This window comes from Pseudomonas asplenii (assembly GCF_001293465.1).
GTDB classification, from domain to species: domain Bacteria; phylum Pseudomonadota; class Gammaproteobacteria; order Pseudomonadales; family Pseudomonadaceae; genus Aquipseudomonas; species Aquipseudomonas fuscovaginae_B.
The window spans coordinates 1-14,341 of sequence record NZ_JSYZ01000022.1 but is presented as its reverse complement, the minus strand read 5'-3'; the positions used below and the strand labels follow the sequence as shown (position 1 = coordinate 14,341).

The following is a 14,341-nucleotide window of genomic DNA, read 5'->3' as shown; positions in this document are numbered from 1 at the left end:
CAATGATTTTTGCGTTATTGCTCACGTTTCGGCCGAGGACCAAGCTGCGCCCATCGATCTGCCGGATCGACTCCATAAAAACAATCAGGGGTTCTCCTCATGCTGCTGCAAGACAAAGTCATCCTCATCACCGGTGCCGCCTCTGCCCGCGGTATCGGCCGGGCCACCGCCAGCACCTTCGCCGCCCACGGCGCCCGTGTCGTCATCCTCGACCTGGACGAAGCCGCCGCCCGCCAAGCCGCCGCGGAGCTGGGCGAAGGCCATCTCGGCCTGGCCGCCAACGTGGCCGACGAAGCCCAGGTGAACAAGGCCGTGGGCCGGGTCATCGAGCACTACGGCCGCATCGATGGCCTGGTCAACAACGCCGGCATCACCCAGCCGCTGAAAATCATGGACATCCGCCACAGCGACTACGACAAGGTGCTCGACGTCAGCCTGCGCGGCACCCTGCTGATGTCCCAGGCGGTCATTCCGCTGATGCGCGAACAGAGGTTCGGCAGCATCGTCTGCATGTCGTCGGTGTCGGCGCAGCGTGGCGGCGGCATCTTCGGCGGCCCGCACTACAGTGCCGCGAAAGCCGGCGTGCTCGGCCTGGCCAAGGCCATGGCCCGCGAACTGGGGCCGCACAACGTGCGCGTCAATTCGATCGCCCCCGGGCTGATTCACACCGACATCACCGGCGGCCTGATGCAGGACGAGCGCCGCCACGCGATCATCGAAGGCATTCCGCTGGGCCGCCTCGGCGAAGCCGGGGACGTGGCCAATGCCGCCCTCTTCCTGGTCAGCGACCTGTCGTCCTACCTGACCGGTATTACGCTGGATGTGAACGGCGGCATGTTGATTCACTGATGAGCCTCACGCCGGCCCGGCGGCTGGCGTTGTTCTGAATCCAGGGCAGCCCCGCGCGGCCCATAACAACAAGAGATCAGACCCTCATGAGTACCCTCTCCCTGGAGGCGGCCGTGTCCGTCCGCTCCACTGCCTATCGCAAGACCGCCTGGCGGCTCATGCCGTTTCTCATGCTGTGCTACCTGTGCGCCTACCTCGACCGCGTCAACGTCGGTTTCGCCAAGCTGCAGATGATGAACGACCTGGCCCTGAGCGAAACGGTCTACGGCCTCGGTGCCGGCATCTTCTTCCTCGGTTATTTTCTCTGCGAAGTGCCCAGCAACCTGATCCTGCACCGTGTCGGCGCCCGCCGCTGGATCGCCCGGATCATGATCTCCTGGGGCCTCATTTCCGCCCTGTTCGCCTTCGTCGAAACCGCCTGGCAGTTCTACGCCCTGCGCTTTCTCCTGGGTGTCGCCGAAGCCGGCCTTGCCCCCGGTCTGCTGCTGTACCTGACCTATTGGTTCCCCTCCTACCGCCGGGCCAGAATGACCGTGCTGTGGTTCGTCGCCATCCCCCTGTCGGGCATGATCGGTGGCCCGCTGTCGGGCTGGATCATGAACCACTTCGCCGGCGTGCACGGCTGGGCCGGATGGCAATGGATGTTCGTCATCGAGGCGCTGCCGACCGTGATCGTCGGCCTGCTGGTGCTGAGCTATCTCAAGGACGGCGTGCACCAGGCGACCTGGCTCACCGACGAGGAAAAGGCCCTGGTCAACCGCGAACTGGCCGAGGACAACAGCCGCAAGGTCACCCACGCCTCGGCCCGGGAGTTCGTTCGCGACCGCCGCCTGTGGCTGCTCGCGGGCATCTACTTCTGCGTGGTCATGGGCCAGTACGCGATTACCTTCTGGCTGCCGACGCTGGTGCGCAACGCCGGGGTTTCCGATCCCCTGCACATCGGCCTGCTGACCAGCCTGCCGTACCTCTGCGCCATTGTCGCGATGCTGCTGATGGGGCGTAGCGGCGACCGTCACCAGGAACGTCGCTGGCACCTGGTGCTGCCGATGATTGCCGGCGCCCTCGGGCTGACCCTCGCGGCCCTGCTGGGCGGCAACCTGCCGCTCTCGATGCTCAGCCTGTGCCTGGCCGCCGCGGGCGTGCTGTCGGCGTCCTCGCTGTTCTGGATGCTGCCCACCACGCTGCTGGGCGGGGTCTCGGCCGCCGCCGGTATCGCCGGCATCAATAGCTTCGCCAACCTCGCGGGCTTCTGCTCACCCTATCTGATCGGCTGGATCACCACCTCGACCGGGTCCAGCGCCCTTGGCATGTACCTGATCACCGGTGTGCTGCTGTTCGGCGCCACGCTGGTCCTGCGCATCCCGGCCGCCCAGGTCAACCGTTAAGTTCCCGGAGTCATCACCATGAGTGTGCATTCATCCTCTACCACGGCGCCCTCGCTTGCCGAACGCGCCTACAACATCCGTCGCCATGCCCTGCGCATGGGCCAGGTCCAGGGCCAGGGTTATGTCGGCCAGGCCCTGGGCGCTGCCGACCTGCTGGCCGTGTCCTACTTCCATGCCCTGCGCTATCAGCCGCACGACCCCGAGTGGGAGCAGCGCGACCGTTTCTACCTGTCGATCGGCCATTACGCCATCGCCCTCTACGCGGCGCTGATCGAGGCCGAGGTGATTCCCCTGGACGAGCTGGAAACCTACGGTTCGGACGACAGCCGCCTGCCGATGTCGGGCATGGCGGCCTACACGCCGGGTATGGAAATCACCGGCGGTTCCCTCGGTCACGGCCTGGGCATCGCGGTCGGTGCCTGCCTGGGCCTCAAGCGCAAAGGGTCCGACGCGTTCGTCTACAACCTGCTGTCCGACGGCGAGCTGAACGAAGGTTCGACCTGGGAAGCGGCCATGTCGGCCTCGCACTGGAAGCTGGACAACCTGATCGCGATCATCGACGTCAACAACCAGCAGGCCGATGGGCACTCCAGCGAAGTGCTGGCCTTCGAACCCATCGTCGATCGCTGGCAGGCCTTCGGCTGGTTCACCCAGCGGGTCGACGGCAACGATATCCCGGCGCTGGTCGCCGCCTTCGATGCCGCCCGCCAGCACGCCGGGCCACAGCCACGGGTGATCATCTGCGATACGCGCATGGGCAAGGGCGTGGACTTCCTCGAATCCCGGGAGAAAACCCACTTCATCCGCGTCGACGAAAACGAATGGGATCTGGCACTGCAAAACCTTCAGGTCGGGAGAACCGCATGAGCACCGCAAACACCCCTCAAACCGCCAAGAAGCGCCTGACCACCTCGGCGATGATCGCGTCCATCGCCGCCGAAGGCCAGGCCACCCGCTCGGCGCCGTTCGGTCACGCGCTGGCGGCCCTGGCCGAGCAGCGCCCGGAGATCGTCGGCCTGTCGGCGGACCTGTCCAAGTACACCGACCTGCACATTTTCGCCAAGGCCCACCCGGAGCGTTTCTACCAGATGGGCATGGCCGAACAGCTGCTGATGAGCGCCGCCGCCGGCATGGCCCGCGAAGGCTGCATACCGTTCGCGACCACCTATGCGGTGTTCGCCTCGCGCCGGGCCTATGACTTCATCTGCATGGCGATCGCCGAGGAAAACCTCAACGTCAAGATCGTCTGCGGCCTGCCGGGGCTGACCACCGGCTACGGGCCAAGCCACCAGGCTACGGACGATCTGGCGATTTTCCGGGCCATGCCGAACCTGATGATCATCGACCCCTGCGACGCCCTGGAAATCGAACAGGCGGTACCGGCCATCGCCGCCCACCAGGGCCCGGTGTACATGCGTCTGTTGCGCGGCAACGTACCGCTGGTGCTGGACGAGTACGGCTACCGGTTCGAGATCGGCAAGGCCAAGACCCTGCGCACCGGCAACGATGTGCTGATCATTTCCACCGGGCTGATGACCATGCGCTCGCTGGAAGCGGCGCAGAAACTGCAGGCCGACGGTGTCGACGTGGCCGTACTGCACGTGCCGACCATCAAGCCTCTCGACGAGCAGACCATTCTCGCCGAAGCGCGCAAGCCGGGGCGGCTGGTGGTGACGGCGGAGAACCATTCGATCATCGGCGGGCTGGGCGAGGCCGTGGCCGGCCTGCTACTGCGCAATGGCGTCACCCCGACCTTCCGGCAGATCGCCCTGCCGGATGCCTTCCTCGATGCCGGGGCGTTGCCGACGCTGCATGATCGCTATGGTATTTCCACTGACGCGGTGAGTGCCCAGATCAAGGCCTGGCTGTAGTCGTGAAGGCTTGCCCAAGGCTGCCTGAACCGGCGGCCTTGGGCGGCAAACCATCCTCCCCGCCAGCGTCACGGCCTGTTCAGCGCCGACTCACCTGCGCCAGCGCGTCCCTTGCTCTCGCACCGGCCTCGACGCCGACGCACTCGGCCAACACCTGGGTCAGTTGTGGTGCTGGAGCGGTTGCGCATGCGCTGATGCGCGCTGCGGCGCTACGCCGAGGACAGGCGCTCGTGCACCTGCTTGGCCCGGGCGACGGTGACGGTGTCGGGCAGCTCGATGCCATTCTTGGCCGCTAGAATCTCAGCCATCACGCTCACCGCGATCTCCGCCGGCGTCTTGCTGCCGATGTACAGGCCGATAGGCCCGTGCAGGCGTTGGAGGCTGGCCTCGGTCTCGCCGAAATGCTCGATCAGGCGCTCGCGGCGCAACTGGCTGTTGCGCCGCGAACCGATGGCGCCGATGTAGAACGCCGGGCTGTGCAAGGCTTCGAGCAAGGCCAGGTCATCGAGCTTGGGGTCATGGCTGAGGGCGACGATGCCGGTGCGCAGGTCCACGGCAAAATCGCGAACGACATCGTCCGGCATGCCGACGAGGTGTTCCACACCCGGCACGGCCCAGGTCTCGATGTATTCCGGGCGCGGGTCGCAGACCGCGACCTTGAAGCCGTTGAACAGCGCCATGGTCGCCAGGTACTCGGCCAGCGCACCGGCCCCGATCATCAGCAGCCGATAACCGGGGCCAAGGGTATTGAGCATCCGTTGACCATCGAAGCTGAACTGCTCCGGCGTCGCGGTGGCGGCAAGGGTCACCGCGTTGGAGGCCACCGCCAGGCAGCGGCGCACCAGGCGACCGGCGTCGAGCTGCGTCAACAACTCGTCCAGCGACTGCAGGTCCGGCCTGAATTCCAGGACCAGCTCCAGCGTACCGCCACAGGGCAGGCCGAAGCGATGGGCCTCATCGGCCGTGACGCCATAGCGCACCACCTCGACCGGCCCCTCGCCCATACCACTGCCGCCATGGGCCGTGGTGTAGCGGTGGATCAGGTCGTCCTCGATACAGCCACCGGACACGCTGCCCACCACCCGCCCATCGTTGCGCAGCGCCATCATCGAGCCCACCGGCCGTGGCGACGAACCCCAGGTGCGCGCCACGGTGGCGAGCAACACGCGCTCGCCGGCGGCAAGCCAGTCCCGCGCCGTGCGCAGGACCAGCAGGTCGATGCTTTCCATCCGGGCCTCCTTCAGCGCATGTGCAGAATGATCGGGCTGCTGCTGGCCGGATCGGTGTGCCCGCGCAGCTTGCCCACCGCCTGCGCATCCACCGCCCCGGCCTGGTTGCCCCAGGTGCTGCGCACGAAGCTCAGCACCTCGGCGATCTGCTGGTCCGACAGTTGCTCGCGGAACGCCGGCATGCGGTAGGCGTCCGGCACCCCGGCGGCGACCACCCGTTGCGAACCGTTGAGGGTGATGTTGATCGCCGAGGCACTCTCGGCGGCCAACACGGATGTCGCGCCGGCCAGCGGCGGCATCGACTCGGGCTGGCCCTTGCCGTCCAGGCCGTGGCAGGACGCGCAGCGGGTCACGTAGGTCTGGGCCCCCGGTTTCTGTGGGGACGCCGCCGCCGAGGTCGCCTGGTACTGCCAGGGCTCGCCATCGCGCTGGCGGTCGCCGGGCAGCGAGTGGAGGTAACGGGCGATCGCCGCCAGGTCGTCATCGCTCATGAACTGCGTGGAGTTGTTGAACGCCTCGGTCATCGAGCCGAACACCACCGCGTGCCGGTTGCGACCGGTCTTGAGGAACTGCACGATCTCCGGTTCGCTCCAGCGGCCCAGGCCGGTGTTGCGATCGGCACGCAGGCTCGGCGCGTACCAGCCATCGAGCAAGGCGCCGGCGAGGAACGGCGCGCCGGACTCGTCCAGGGCCTTCTCGTTGAAGGCCAGGCCCCGTGGCGTGTGGCAACTGCCGCAGTGGCCGGCCCCCTGGACAATGTAGGCACCGCGGTTCCACAGCGGGTCCTGGGCCGGTTTGTCGCTGTAGGGGACTGAGTCGGTAAACACCGCGTTCCACAGGGCGATCGGCCAGCGCAGGTTCAAAGGCCAGGGAATCGAGCTCTCGGCATTGGCCTGCTGCACCGGCGCCACGCCCTTCATGAAGAACGCGTACAGCGCACGGACATCGTCATCGCTGAGCTTGGCGTAGGACGGATAGGGCATCGCCGGGTACAGGCGCCGGCCGCCGGGCGCGACACCGTGGCGTACGGCGCGGTCGAAGTCCGCCAGGCTGTAGTTGCCGATGCCGGTGTCCCGGTCCGGGGTGACGTTGGTGGCATGGATCGCCCCCAGCGGCGTGGCCATTTCCAGGCCGCCGGCGAACGGCGCACCACCCGGCACGCTGTGGCAGGCCACGCAGTCGCCAAGGCGGGCGACATACTCGCCGCGGCTGACCAGCGCCGGGTCGATGTCGGCCACAGCCAGTGGCTGGTGTTCCAGGGGCGAGGCGGGCTCGCGGGTGACGTACCAGGCCAGCAGGCCTGCCGCGACCAGGCACGGCACAGCCAGCCAGGCAGCGGTTCTTGCGAATCGACTGTTGTTCATGAAGGCTCCGCGCAGGTCAGGTGAAGGTGTAGCGGCTCAACGGCAGGCTACGGATGCGCTGCCCCGTCAACCTGGCCACCGCGTTGGCCACGGCGGGCGCCACCGCCGGCAATGGCGGCTCGCCAATGCCGCCCATCTTCTCCCCGCTCTCGACCACCCGGACGTGCACCCGGGCCATGCGCGAAGGCGGCAGGATCGGGTACAGGTCGTAGTTGCGTGCCTTGGGCTTGCCGTCGAGCCACACCGCTTCCTCGACCAGCGTCTGAGACAGCCCCAGCGCCACGGCGCCGTTGACCTGCGCCTCGACGATGGCCGGGTTGACGATGTTGCCCGGGTCGATGGCCTGCCAGATGTCATGCACCTTGACCTGCCCGTTGTCGATCGAGACCTCGGCGATCACCGCCGTCTGGGTGCCGAACGGCGAGGCCATGGCGACTCCGCGGGCGCGCCTGCTGCCATCCTCGGCGGTGAACGGGCCACGCTTCCAGCCGCCGGACAACTCGCCCACCGCGTTGAGCAGCGTGGTCAGCCGCGGGTTGTCGCGCAGCAGGTGCAGACGCAGTTCGAAGGGGTCCTTGCCGCCCTTGTCCGCCAGCTCGTCGAGGAACGCCTCGTAGAAGAAGTCGTTGAGCGAGTTGCCCACCGAGCGCCAGTAGCCGAGCATGGCCGGGCCCTTGACGTAGATCTGCGCAATGCGCTTGTTGGCGATCGCATAGGACTTGCCCGCCAGCCCTTCGACGGCGGTGGGGTCGATCTTGTCGCCCTGCTTGCCGGCCAGGGCCTCGGTCGGCCCTTCAGTCGCGCTGATCGCCTCGATAGCGACGGGGAAGCCGTTGTCATCCAGCGCACCGCGGAACCGCACCGCCGCGATAGGCCGCAGCACATCGCGCAGGAACTCCTCCTCGCGGCTCCAGATCAGCTTGATCGGCCGCCCGACCGCCTTCGCCAGGGCAATCGCCTGGGGATAGGGGTTGGCCGAGCCATAGAGGAAATGCCGGCCGAAGAAACCGCCCAGCAGTGGCGAATGCAGGGTGATGCGCGAAGCTTCGAGCCCGGTGAGCTTGGCGATGTCGTTGCGGAACATGTCCGGGGCCTGGTTGGGCAACCAGACCTCCAGCGAACCGTCGGCATTGAACCGCGCCAGGGCCGAAGGCGGCTCCAGCTGGGCATGGTTGAGGTACTGGTTGTGGTAGCTGGCCTCGACGACATGCTTGGCGCCAGCCAATACCTTGGCGACATCGCCTTCGTTCTCGGCATCACGGGCTGGCCCCTGTTCGTTGGCCAGGCGCTGCACGTAGGCTTCGCTGGAAAAGTCCGCCGGCATCACCCGCAGCGGTGAATCGGCGGCCGCCTCCTTCCAGTCGACCTGGAGGGCTTCCACCGCACGCTTGGCGTGCCACCAGCGCTCGGCGACCACCGCCACCGCGCCCGGCAACTGATGCACCGAATGCACGCCCTTCATGGCCTTGACCTGTTCTTCGTTGCGCAGGCTGCCGACGCTCATGCCCAGGCGCGGCGCGTGCTGCACCGCGGCGTGGAGCATGCCGTCGACCTTAAGATCGATGCTGTAGAGCGCACGGCCGGTGGACTTGTCGTAGGCATCGACGCGCTTGACCGGCTTGCCGATCCAGCGGAACTGGCTGGGATCACGCAGCTTGACGCTGCCCGGGTCCGGTACCGGCAGGTCCATGGCGCGTTCCGCCAGTTCGCCATAGGCGAGCGAACGCCCGGAGGCTGCATGCAGCACCTTGCCCGGCTCGGTCGACAGTTCCGTCACCGGCACGCCGAGCTGCTGCGCAGCGGCCTGCAGCAACATCGCCCGGGCCAGGGCGCCGAGACGGCGCATGGTCGGGTAGCTCATGCGCACCGACATGCTGCCGCCGGTGATACGCATGCCGTTGTCCATGACCACATAGGCTTCGCCGGGCGGCGCGCTGTCGACCACGAAGGTCGCCGGATCGGCGTCCAGTTCCTCGCCGACGATCTGCGCCATGGCGGTGTAGGTGCCCTGCCCGCCTTCCATGAAGGGGCACAGCAGGCGCACGCTGTTGTCCGGACGAATCTCCAGGAACGCCGGCACCTGGGTGCCGCGCTCGACCGCCGCCGTAGCGGCCTGCACCCGCGCCGAGCCCAGTGGCAGGCCGAAACCGAGGACCAGGGAGCCCACCGCCGTGCCAATCAGGAAGCGGCGCCGGGACAGGTTGACCGGGTCGGCCGACAGTTGGCTGAGGACCTCTTCGGCCCCCTCGATACGACTGTTCATCAGGCTTCTCCCTTCTGCGTAGCCAACTCGTGCACGGCGCTATGGATGGCGTTGTAGGTGCCGCAACGGCACAGGTTGACCATCGCGGCCTCGATCTGCGCATCGCTGGGCTTGGGGTTCTGCTTGAGCAACGCGGTGGCGGCCATGACCTGTCCGGACTGGCAGTAGCCACACTGGGCGACCTGGTGCTCGACCCAGGCGGCCACCACGCGCTTGCCCACCTCATCGGCCTCGATCGCCTCAATGGTGGTCACCTCCCGGCCGACCACGCCGGCCACCGGGGTGACGCAGGCCCGCACCACATTGCCGTCCACCAGCACAGAGCAGGCGCCGCACTGGGCCAGGCCACAGCCGTACTTGGTGCCGGTCATGCCCAGGTCATCGCGGATCACCCACAGCAGCGGCGTGTCGGCGTCGGCATCGACCTGATAGGTCTTCTGGTTGATTCGTAGTTCCATGGCTCACCCGCTCATCATCGGTTGATGTTTCTTCGTTATAGGCGGTGAGGCGCCGGCCGGCGCCCCACCGATCGGTACGCCCAACGGCCGCGTACCCTGAAGCGTTCAATAGGCCGGGACCGCCTCGCCGGTGGGCGAGATTTCGGAGGCCTGGCCTCGCAATGCCGCAATGTCGTGACTGGGCGCGGCACCGAAGAGCCGAGCGTATTCACGACTGAATTGCGAAGGACTCTCGTAGCCCACCGCGAACGCCGCCCGCGACACGTCCAGGCGTTCATTGAGCATCAGCCGCCGCGCTTCGTTGAGGCGCAGCCACTTCTGGAACTGCAGCGGGCTCATGCTGGTGAGCTGGCGGAAATGGTGATGAAAGGTCGGCGCGCTCATCTGCACCCGGGCCGCCAGTTCATCGATACGCAGGGGCATGGCGAAGTTCAACTTGAGCCAGTCGATGGCCTTGGCGATCCGATAGCCCTGGCCGTCGACGGCGGTGATCTGTCGTAACCGCGCCGACTGCTCGCCGTGCAGCAGGCGATAGTGAATTTCGCGCAGCACCAGCGGCGCCAGCACCGGGATCGCCTCCGGCTCATCGAGCAGCGCCAGCAGGCGCCCCACGGCCATTTCCAGGGTCGGGGTCATGTTCGCGATGCCCACGCCCTTGCCCGCGCCACGATCACGGGTCGGCGGCGGCAGGCCGCCCTTGGCGATCAGTTCGGCGAGGATGGACACGTCCAGTTTCAGCAGCACGCCGACGCAGGGCTGTGCCGGGCTGGCCATGACCACCTCGGAGTTGGCCGGCAGGTCCAGTGAGGTGACCAGAAACCGCGATGGGTCATAAGCGTAGCCCTCGCCGCCGATCCACAGGCTCTTCTGTCCGCGTGCGACCAGGATCAGGCTCGGCTCGACCATGCACACCGAGGGGGGTATCGGCTGGTCACGTCGAAACAGCACGAGGCCGGGGATCGCGGTCGGGCAATCCCCTTGTTGGCTGATGTGTCGATCGATACTCGGTGCCAACGGCGATACCGGGCAGTGTTGGGGCTGGTTCATGGCAACGGACTCCTTCGGTCAAACTCTAGACCGCAGGCAGGGGCTTTCCTATGCATCACCCTGCAACTCCAGAGGATTAGGCAAGGATTCGATTGGATTGAGCGACGACGGCGGGGTGTCGGCCAAGAAATAGGGCCTGATGCAAGGGTTCCACCCGGGCACTGATGGCCACAGGCCCTGTTCTGCCCCACACGACCTGGCCCCCTGGTCCTCCTTCCCGCGTCGGCCCCGTCCGATAGCGGGTGCTATCTATCTACCACTACTGTAGCGACCGGCATGACGACGCCGCCCCGGCGGCGAACGGACATGCTCTTCAGATCAATCCGTACAGGCGTGACATGTGAGCGTAGGTAGCATCATTTCATCGGCCCCCCGGCTGGTGCAGAACAGTGAATCACGGGCAGGGCACATACCCTCGGTGCGCGAGCCGGATCGGACGCAGGCGGACGATGGCCCGGGTGGGGCCGGATCCGCCGAGAGGGCGTCGCCCCCAGGGCAAGCCGGGCAGTCGGCGTTCCGTGCCCTGCTGTCGACACCCGCAGCCGCCTCGGCGCTGATACAGCAGGAGAAGATCGACGTCCTGATCGAACCGCTGAAGCAGGCCAATGCGGTGTTCGCGCAGATATCACGTCCCAGCCCGCTGCAGGACGCACGGCAGGCATTCGAAAAGCACTTCCCGCACGCACCACGGCCGGTGGACCTCAACCATATCCACCTGAAGGTTCATCAGTTGGCCGATACCGCGCAAGCGGAAGACAAGCTGGTCGCCTCGCCCAGCGTTGCCGAGCTGATCGTCGCGCACTACAGCGGCCGGGATATCGACGACCTGCATGGCCGGTACCCGTTCGCTCCCGGCACCTTGTACTACAACCCTGGAAACAGCTACCGACGCGGCGAGGCAACGGCCGCGAGTGACGGGAAGCCACTGCTGCCCGGCTTCACCAGCACACAGGATATCCTTCATTTCATCCGGCAACTGCCATCGAACCAGGCCACGGACCTGGCCAGGCAGCAGACCCAGGCCTTCATCACTCCCGACAAAAACGGCAGGACGCCACACGAGGTCCTGGGAGACATCCGCAAGCAGCAGATAACACTGGAGGCGCGGCAGCAGGACAACGACAGCATCCTCGGCAAGGCGAGCAAGGCGCTGGTCGCAGCGATCGCGAACCACCCGTCCGCGGCCGACCTTGCACGGGCCTACCCCGACGAGCACTCGCGGCCCAGGGTCCACGGCCTTTCAGTCCGCGCCAGCAGCGGCAACCACGTCTTCCCTCCCCTGACGTTGCCGGGGCCGTTCGTGATGGAGCAGCCAGGGAGTGGCGACGAGGGCAGTCTCTTCGTGCTGTGCCTGCCGGGATGGGGACTCAAGGAGTTCGGATCCCGACAGGAACTGATGGCGTCTGTCGCCGCCTCACCGGCACTGTCGAAATTCCTGCCCGAGGAGGTGCAGGCACGCTTGCCGGATGGCACACGCCATGAATTCAACGCGCTCGAACCGATCCCTTCCGACACCCGTATCTTCGCGCACAGTGTCCGCCAGCAGCTCGACAAGCTGGAGCGCGACACCCGCTATCGGCTGGAACAGGCGGGCAAACGCGGGGTGAGCCTGGACGAGTTCGACGGGATCGTCGGTCATTCGGCACGGGATTTTCGCCGGTCGTTCGAACCGCCCCGCTTCGTTTCCCATCCTCCGGCGCCACGCCAGCCCGGGGTCAGCGCGCTGACGGCAATGCCCCTCAGGGCTTGAGACCTTTCAGCCGCCAAAAGGCACGAGGCCATCCCGGCGCCCCGATTGGAACCGGCTTGCCCAGACCCACCGGGGCGCCTCACGCCATGAGCCCGTCAGATGCCGAGATATCAGCCTCGGCGGCCTGGGCCAGACGGATAGCAGCACATCCGTTGAGCCGGACGAATCAAATGCAGCATTCAAACCGCTGAATATGCAGGATTCCTGCATGGAGCCAGTTCTTTCGCCCGCTTTTGCCGACTTCGTGCGCGGCTCAAGCCTTAGGCTATGCCCTATCGAATCCCCGCGCACAACAGGAGTCTTGCCAATGCCCGCCCTGGATCTTTCGTTCATCCGCCGCCAGTTCCCGGCCTTTTCCGAACCCTCCCTGCAAGGCCAGGCGTTCTTCGACAACGCTGGCGGCTCCTACGCCTGCCAACCCGTGATCGACCACCTCGACCGCTTCTATCGTCGGCACAAGATGCAGCCCTACGGCGCCCACCCGGCCTCGCGCCTGGGTGGCGAGCAGATGGATCGCTCGCACGCCGAAATCGCCGCCTATCTCGGCGTGTCGCCGGAAGAGGTGCACCTGGGCCCCTCCTCCTCGCAGAACACCTATGTGCTGGCCGAGGCCTTTGCCAATCGGCTCGAGGCGGGAGACGAAATCATCGTCACCAACCAGGACCACGAAGCCAACAACGGCGTCTGGCGGCGGCTGGCCAAACGCGGAATGGTCATTCGGGAATGGCAGGTCGACGCCACCACCGGCTCCCTCGACCCGAGCGAACTGCAGAAGCTGCTGAGCCCGCGCACCCGGGTGGTCGCCTTCACCCACTGCTCTAATATCCTGGGTGAGATCAACCCGGTGCGGGAAATCTGCGAGATCGTCCATGCCGCAGGTGCCCAGGCGGTGGTCGATGGGGTTTCCTACGCCGGCCATGGTTTCCCGGACGTGGACGCGCTCGGCGCCGACATCTATCTCTTTTCGCTGTACAAGACCTTCGGCCCGCACCTGGGGGCCATGGTCATTCGCCGCCCGTTGATGGACTGGCTCGGCAACCAGGCGCACTACTTCAACGAGGCCTACCTGGCAAAGTGGTTCGTCCCCGCCGGCCCCGACCATGCCCAGGTCGCTGCCGCCAGCGGCGTCACCACCTACTTCGACCAGGTGCATGCCCATCACTTCCCCGGCGCCGACCGCCGCGAGCGCGCCGCCAACGTGCGCCAGCTGTTGCGCTGCGCCGAGGCGGCGCTGCTGCCGCCCTTGCTGGAGTTCTGCGCCGGGGATTGCCGCGTGCGCCTGCTCGGCCCAAGCGACGTACGGAACAAGGCCGCCACCGTCTCCCTGCAAACCCTGAACGCCAGCCCGCGCGAGATCGCCGCCCGGCTGGCAACGCGAGGCATCATTGCCGGCGCGGGCCACTTCTACGCGGTGCGCCTGTTGCAGGCGCTGGATGTCGACCCGCAGGAAGGCGTGCTGCGCCTGTCCTTCGTGCACTACACCGCCGCCGAAGAGATGCAGCAGTTGATCCAGGCCCTGGACGCGTCGCTCTGACCAGCGACCCTCGCCGTCAGGCCTGGGTGCTGTCCACCACGGCGCCCGGGCCAGCCATGCTGGTCAGCCCGCCCACCAGGTCATCCAGGCAGATGAACGACTGCGTGCTGCTGATGTCCGGGTGGTTGTTCAGCTCGTCGATGAGGATTTTCGAGAAGTCGGCCATCCGCGGGGCGACGACGCGGATCATGAAATCCACATCGCCGGTGACGCCGGTGGCCAGCCGCACCCAAGGGCGGTTTTTCAGCAGCAGGGCCACCCGCTCCCGGGCGCCAGGACTGTTGCGCTGCAGTTTGACGATCACCCAGGCATTGATGTCGTTGCCGAGCCTGTTTTCATCGATGACCGCCGAATAGCCCAGGATCACGCCCTCCGCTTCCAGCCGTTTCACCCGGCGCAGGCATTGGGAAGGCGAAAGGCCCACTTTCAGCGACAGCTCCTGATGGGAAATCCGGCCGTTCTTGCGCAAGACGCCCAGAATCTTCGTGTCCATTCGATCCAGCTTCAGGTCATTCATGTTGGCGCCCGCATAAGATTCCGGCACTAGGCTATGTACGAAATAGTTTGAAACTTGGTTATGCGGCGTTAAAA

Annotated in this window: 12 protein-coding genes; 6 read left to right on the top strand and 6 right to left on the bottom strand. The window is 66.4% G+C overall.

Going from position 1 to position 14,341, the window contains the following annotated elements:
- Nucleotides 1-99 precede the first annotated feature (99 nt).
- The 4 genes from PF66_RS25720 to PF66_RS25705 all read left to right on the top strand — a co-directional run bounded on the left by PF66_RS25720 (nt 100) and on the right by PF66_RS25705 (nt 4,105).
- The gene (locus PF66_RS25720; protein ID WP_054064188.1) at nt 100-849 is read left to right on the top strand and encodes an SDR family NAD(P)-dependent oxidoreductase; all 750 of its coding nucleotides are present in this window, start codon (nt 100-102) and stop codon (nt 847-849) included.
- Between the two features lie 86 nt (nt 850-935).
- Nucleotides 936-2,234 carry an MFS transporter gene (locus tag PF66_RS25715; RefSeq protein ID WP_054060733.1) on the top strand — a complete coding sequence of 433 codons (1,299 nt, stop codon included), beginning with the start codon at nt 936-938 and terminating at the stop codon, nt 2,232-2,234.
- An 18-nt stretch (nt 2,235-2,252) separates the two neighbouring features.
- On the top strand, nt 2,253-3,101 hold the full coding sequence (locus PF66_RS25710) for a transketolase (protein ID WP_054064187.1): 849 nt from the start codon (nt 2,253-2,255) through the stop codon (nt 3,099-3,101).
- Entirely contained in the window at nt 3,098-4,105 is a 1,008-nt protein-coding gene (locus PF66_RS25705) for a transketolase family protein (RefSeq protein WP_054064186.1), read from the top strand. The genes PF66_RS25710 and PF66_RS25705 overlap by 4 nt, the downstream gene beginning before the upstream one ends.
- A gap of 209 nt (nt 4,106-4,314) precedes the next feature.
- On the opposite strand, the gene PF66_RS25700 is transcribed toward PF66_RS25705, so the two are convergent.
- The 5 genes from PF66_RS25700 to PF66_RS25680 all read right to left on the bottom strand — a co-directional run bounded on the left by PF66_RS25700 (nt 4,315) and on the right by PF66_RS25680 (nt 10,466).
- Complete coding sequence (locus PF66_RS25700; protein ID WP_054064185.1) at nt 4,315-5,334, bottom strand: XdhC family protein; 1,020 nt, start codon at nt 5,332-5,334, stop codon at nt 4,315-4,317.
- Nucleotides 5,335-5,345: 11 nt separating this feature from the next.
- Complete coding sequence (locus PF66_RS25695) at nt 5,346-6,698, bottom strand: c-type cytochrome (protein ID WP_054064184.1); 1,353 nt, start codon at nt 6,696-6,698, stop codon at nt 5,346-5,348.
- Between the two features lie 16 nt (nt 6,699-6,714).
- Nucleotides 6,715-8,961, bottom strand: coding sequence for a xanthine dehydrogenase family protein molybdopterin-binding subunit (locus tag PF66_RS25690; protein WP_054064183.1), 2,247 nt, complete (start codon nt 8,959-8,961; stop codon nt 6,715-6,717).
- Nucleotides 8,961-9,419: a (2Fe-2S)-binding protein gene (locus PF66_RS25685; RefSeq protein WP_054057671.1), complete on the bottom strand. Its 459-nt coding sequence runs from the start codon at nt 9,417-9,419 to the stop codon at nt 8,961-8,963. The genes PF66_RS25690 and PF66_RS25685 overlap by 1 nt, the downstream gene beginning before the upstream one ends.
- Nucleotides 9,420-9,524: 105 nt before the next feature.
- A complete protein-coding gene (locus tag PF66_RS25680) occupies nt 9,525-10,466 on the bottom strand; it encodes an AraC family transcriptional regulator (protein WP_054064182.1) in 942 nt (313 codons plus the stop codon).
- 340 nt (nt 10,467-10,806) lie between these two features.
- Here PF66_RS25680 and PF66_RS25675 point away from each other — a divergent pair, with 340 nt between their 5' ends.
- Nucleotides 10,807-12,216, top strand: coding sequence for a hypothetical protein (locus PF66_RS25675; RefSeq protein ID WP_152973083.1), 1,410 nt, complete (start codon nt 10,807-10,809; stop codon nt 12,214-12,216).
- A gap of 307 nt (nt 12,217-12,523) precedes the next feature.
- On the top strand, nt 12,524-13,750 hold the full coding sequence (locus tag PF66_RS25670; protein WP_054064180.1) for an aminotransferase class V-fold PLP-dependent enzyme: 1,227 nt from the start codon (nt 12,524-12,526) through the stop codon (nt 13,748-13,750).
- A 16-nt stretch (nt 13,751-13,766) separates the two neighbouring features.
- Here PF66_RS25670 and PF66_RS25665 read toward each other — a convergent pair.
- On the bottom strand, nt 13,767-14,341 hold a 575-nt coding region (locus tag PF66_RS25665; protein ID WP_241494441.1), incomplete at its 5' end, for an Lrp/AsnC family transcriptional regulator.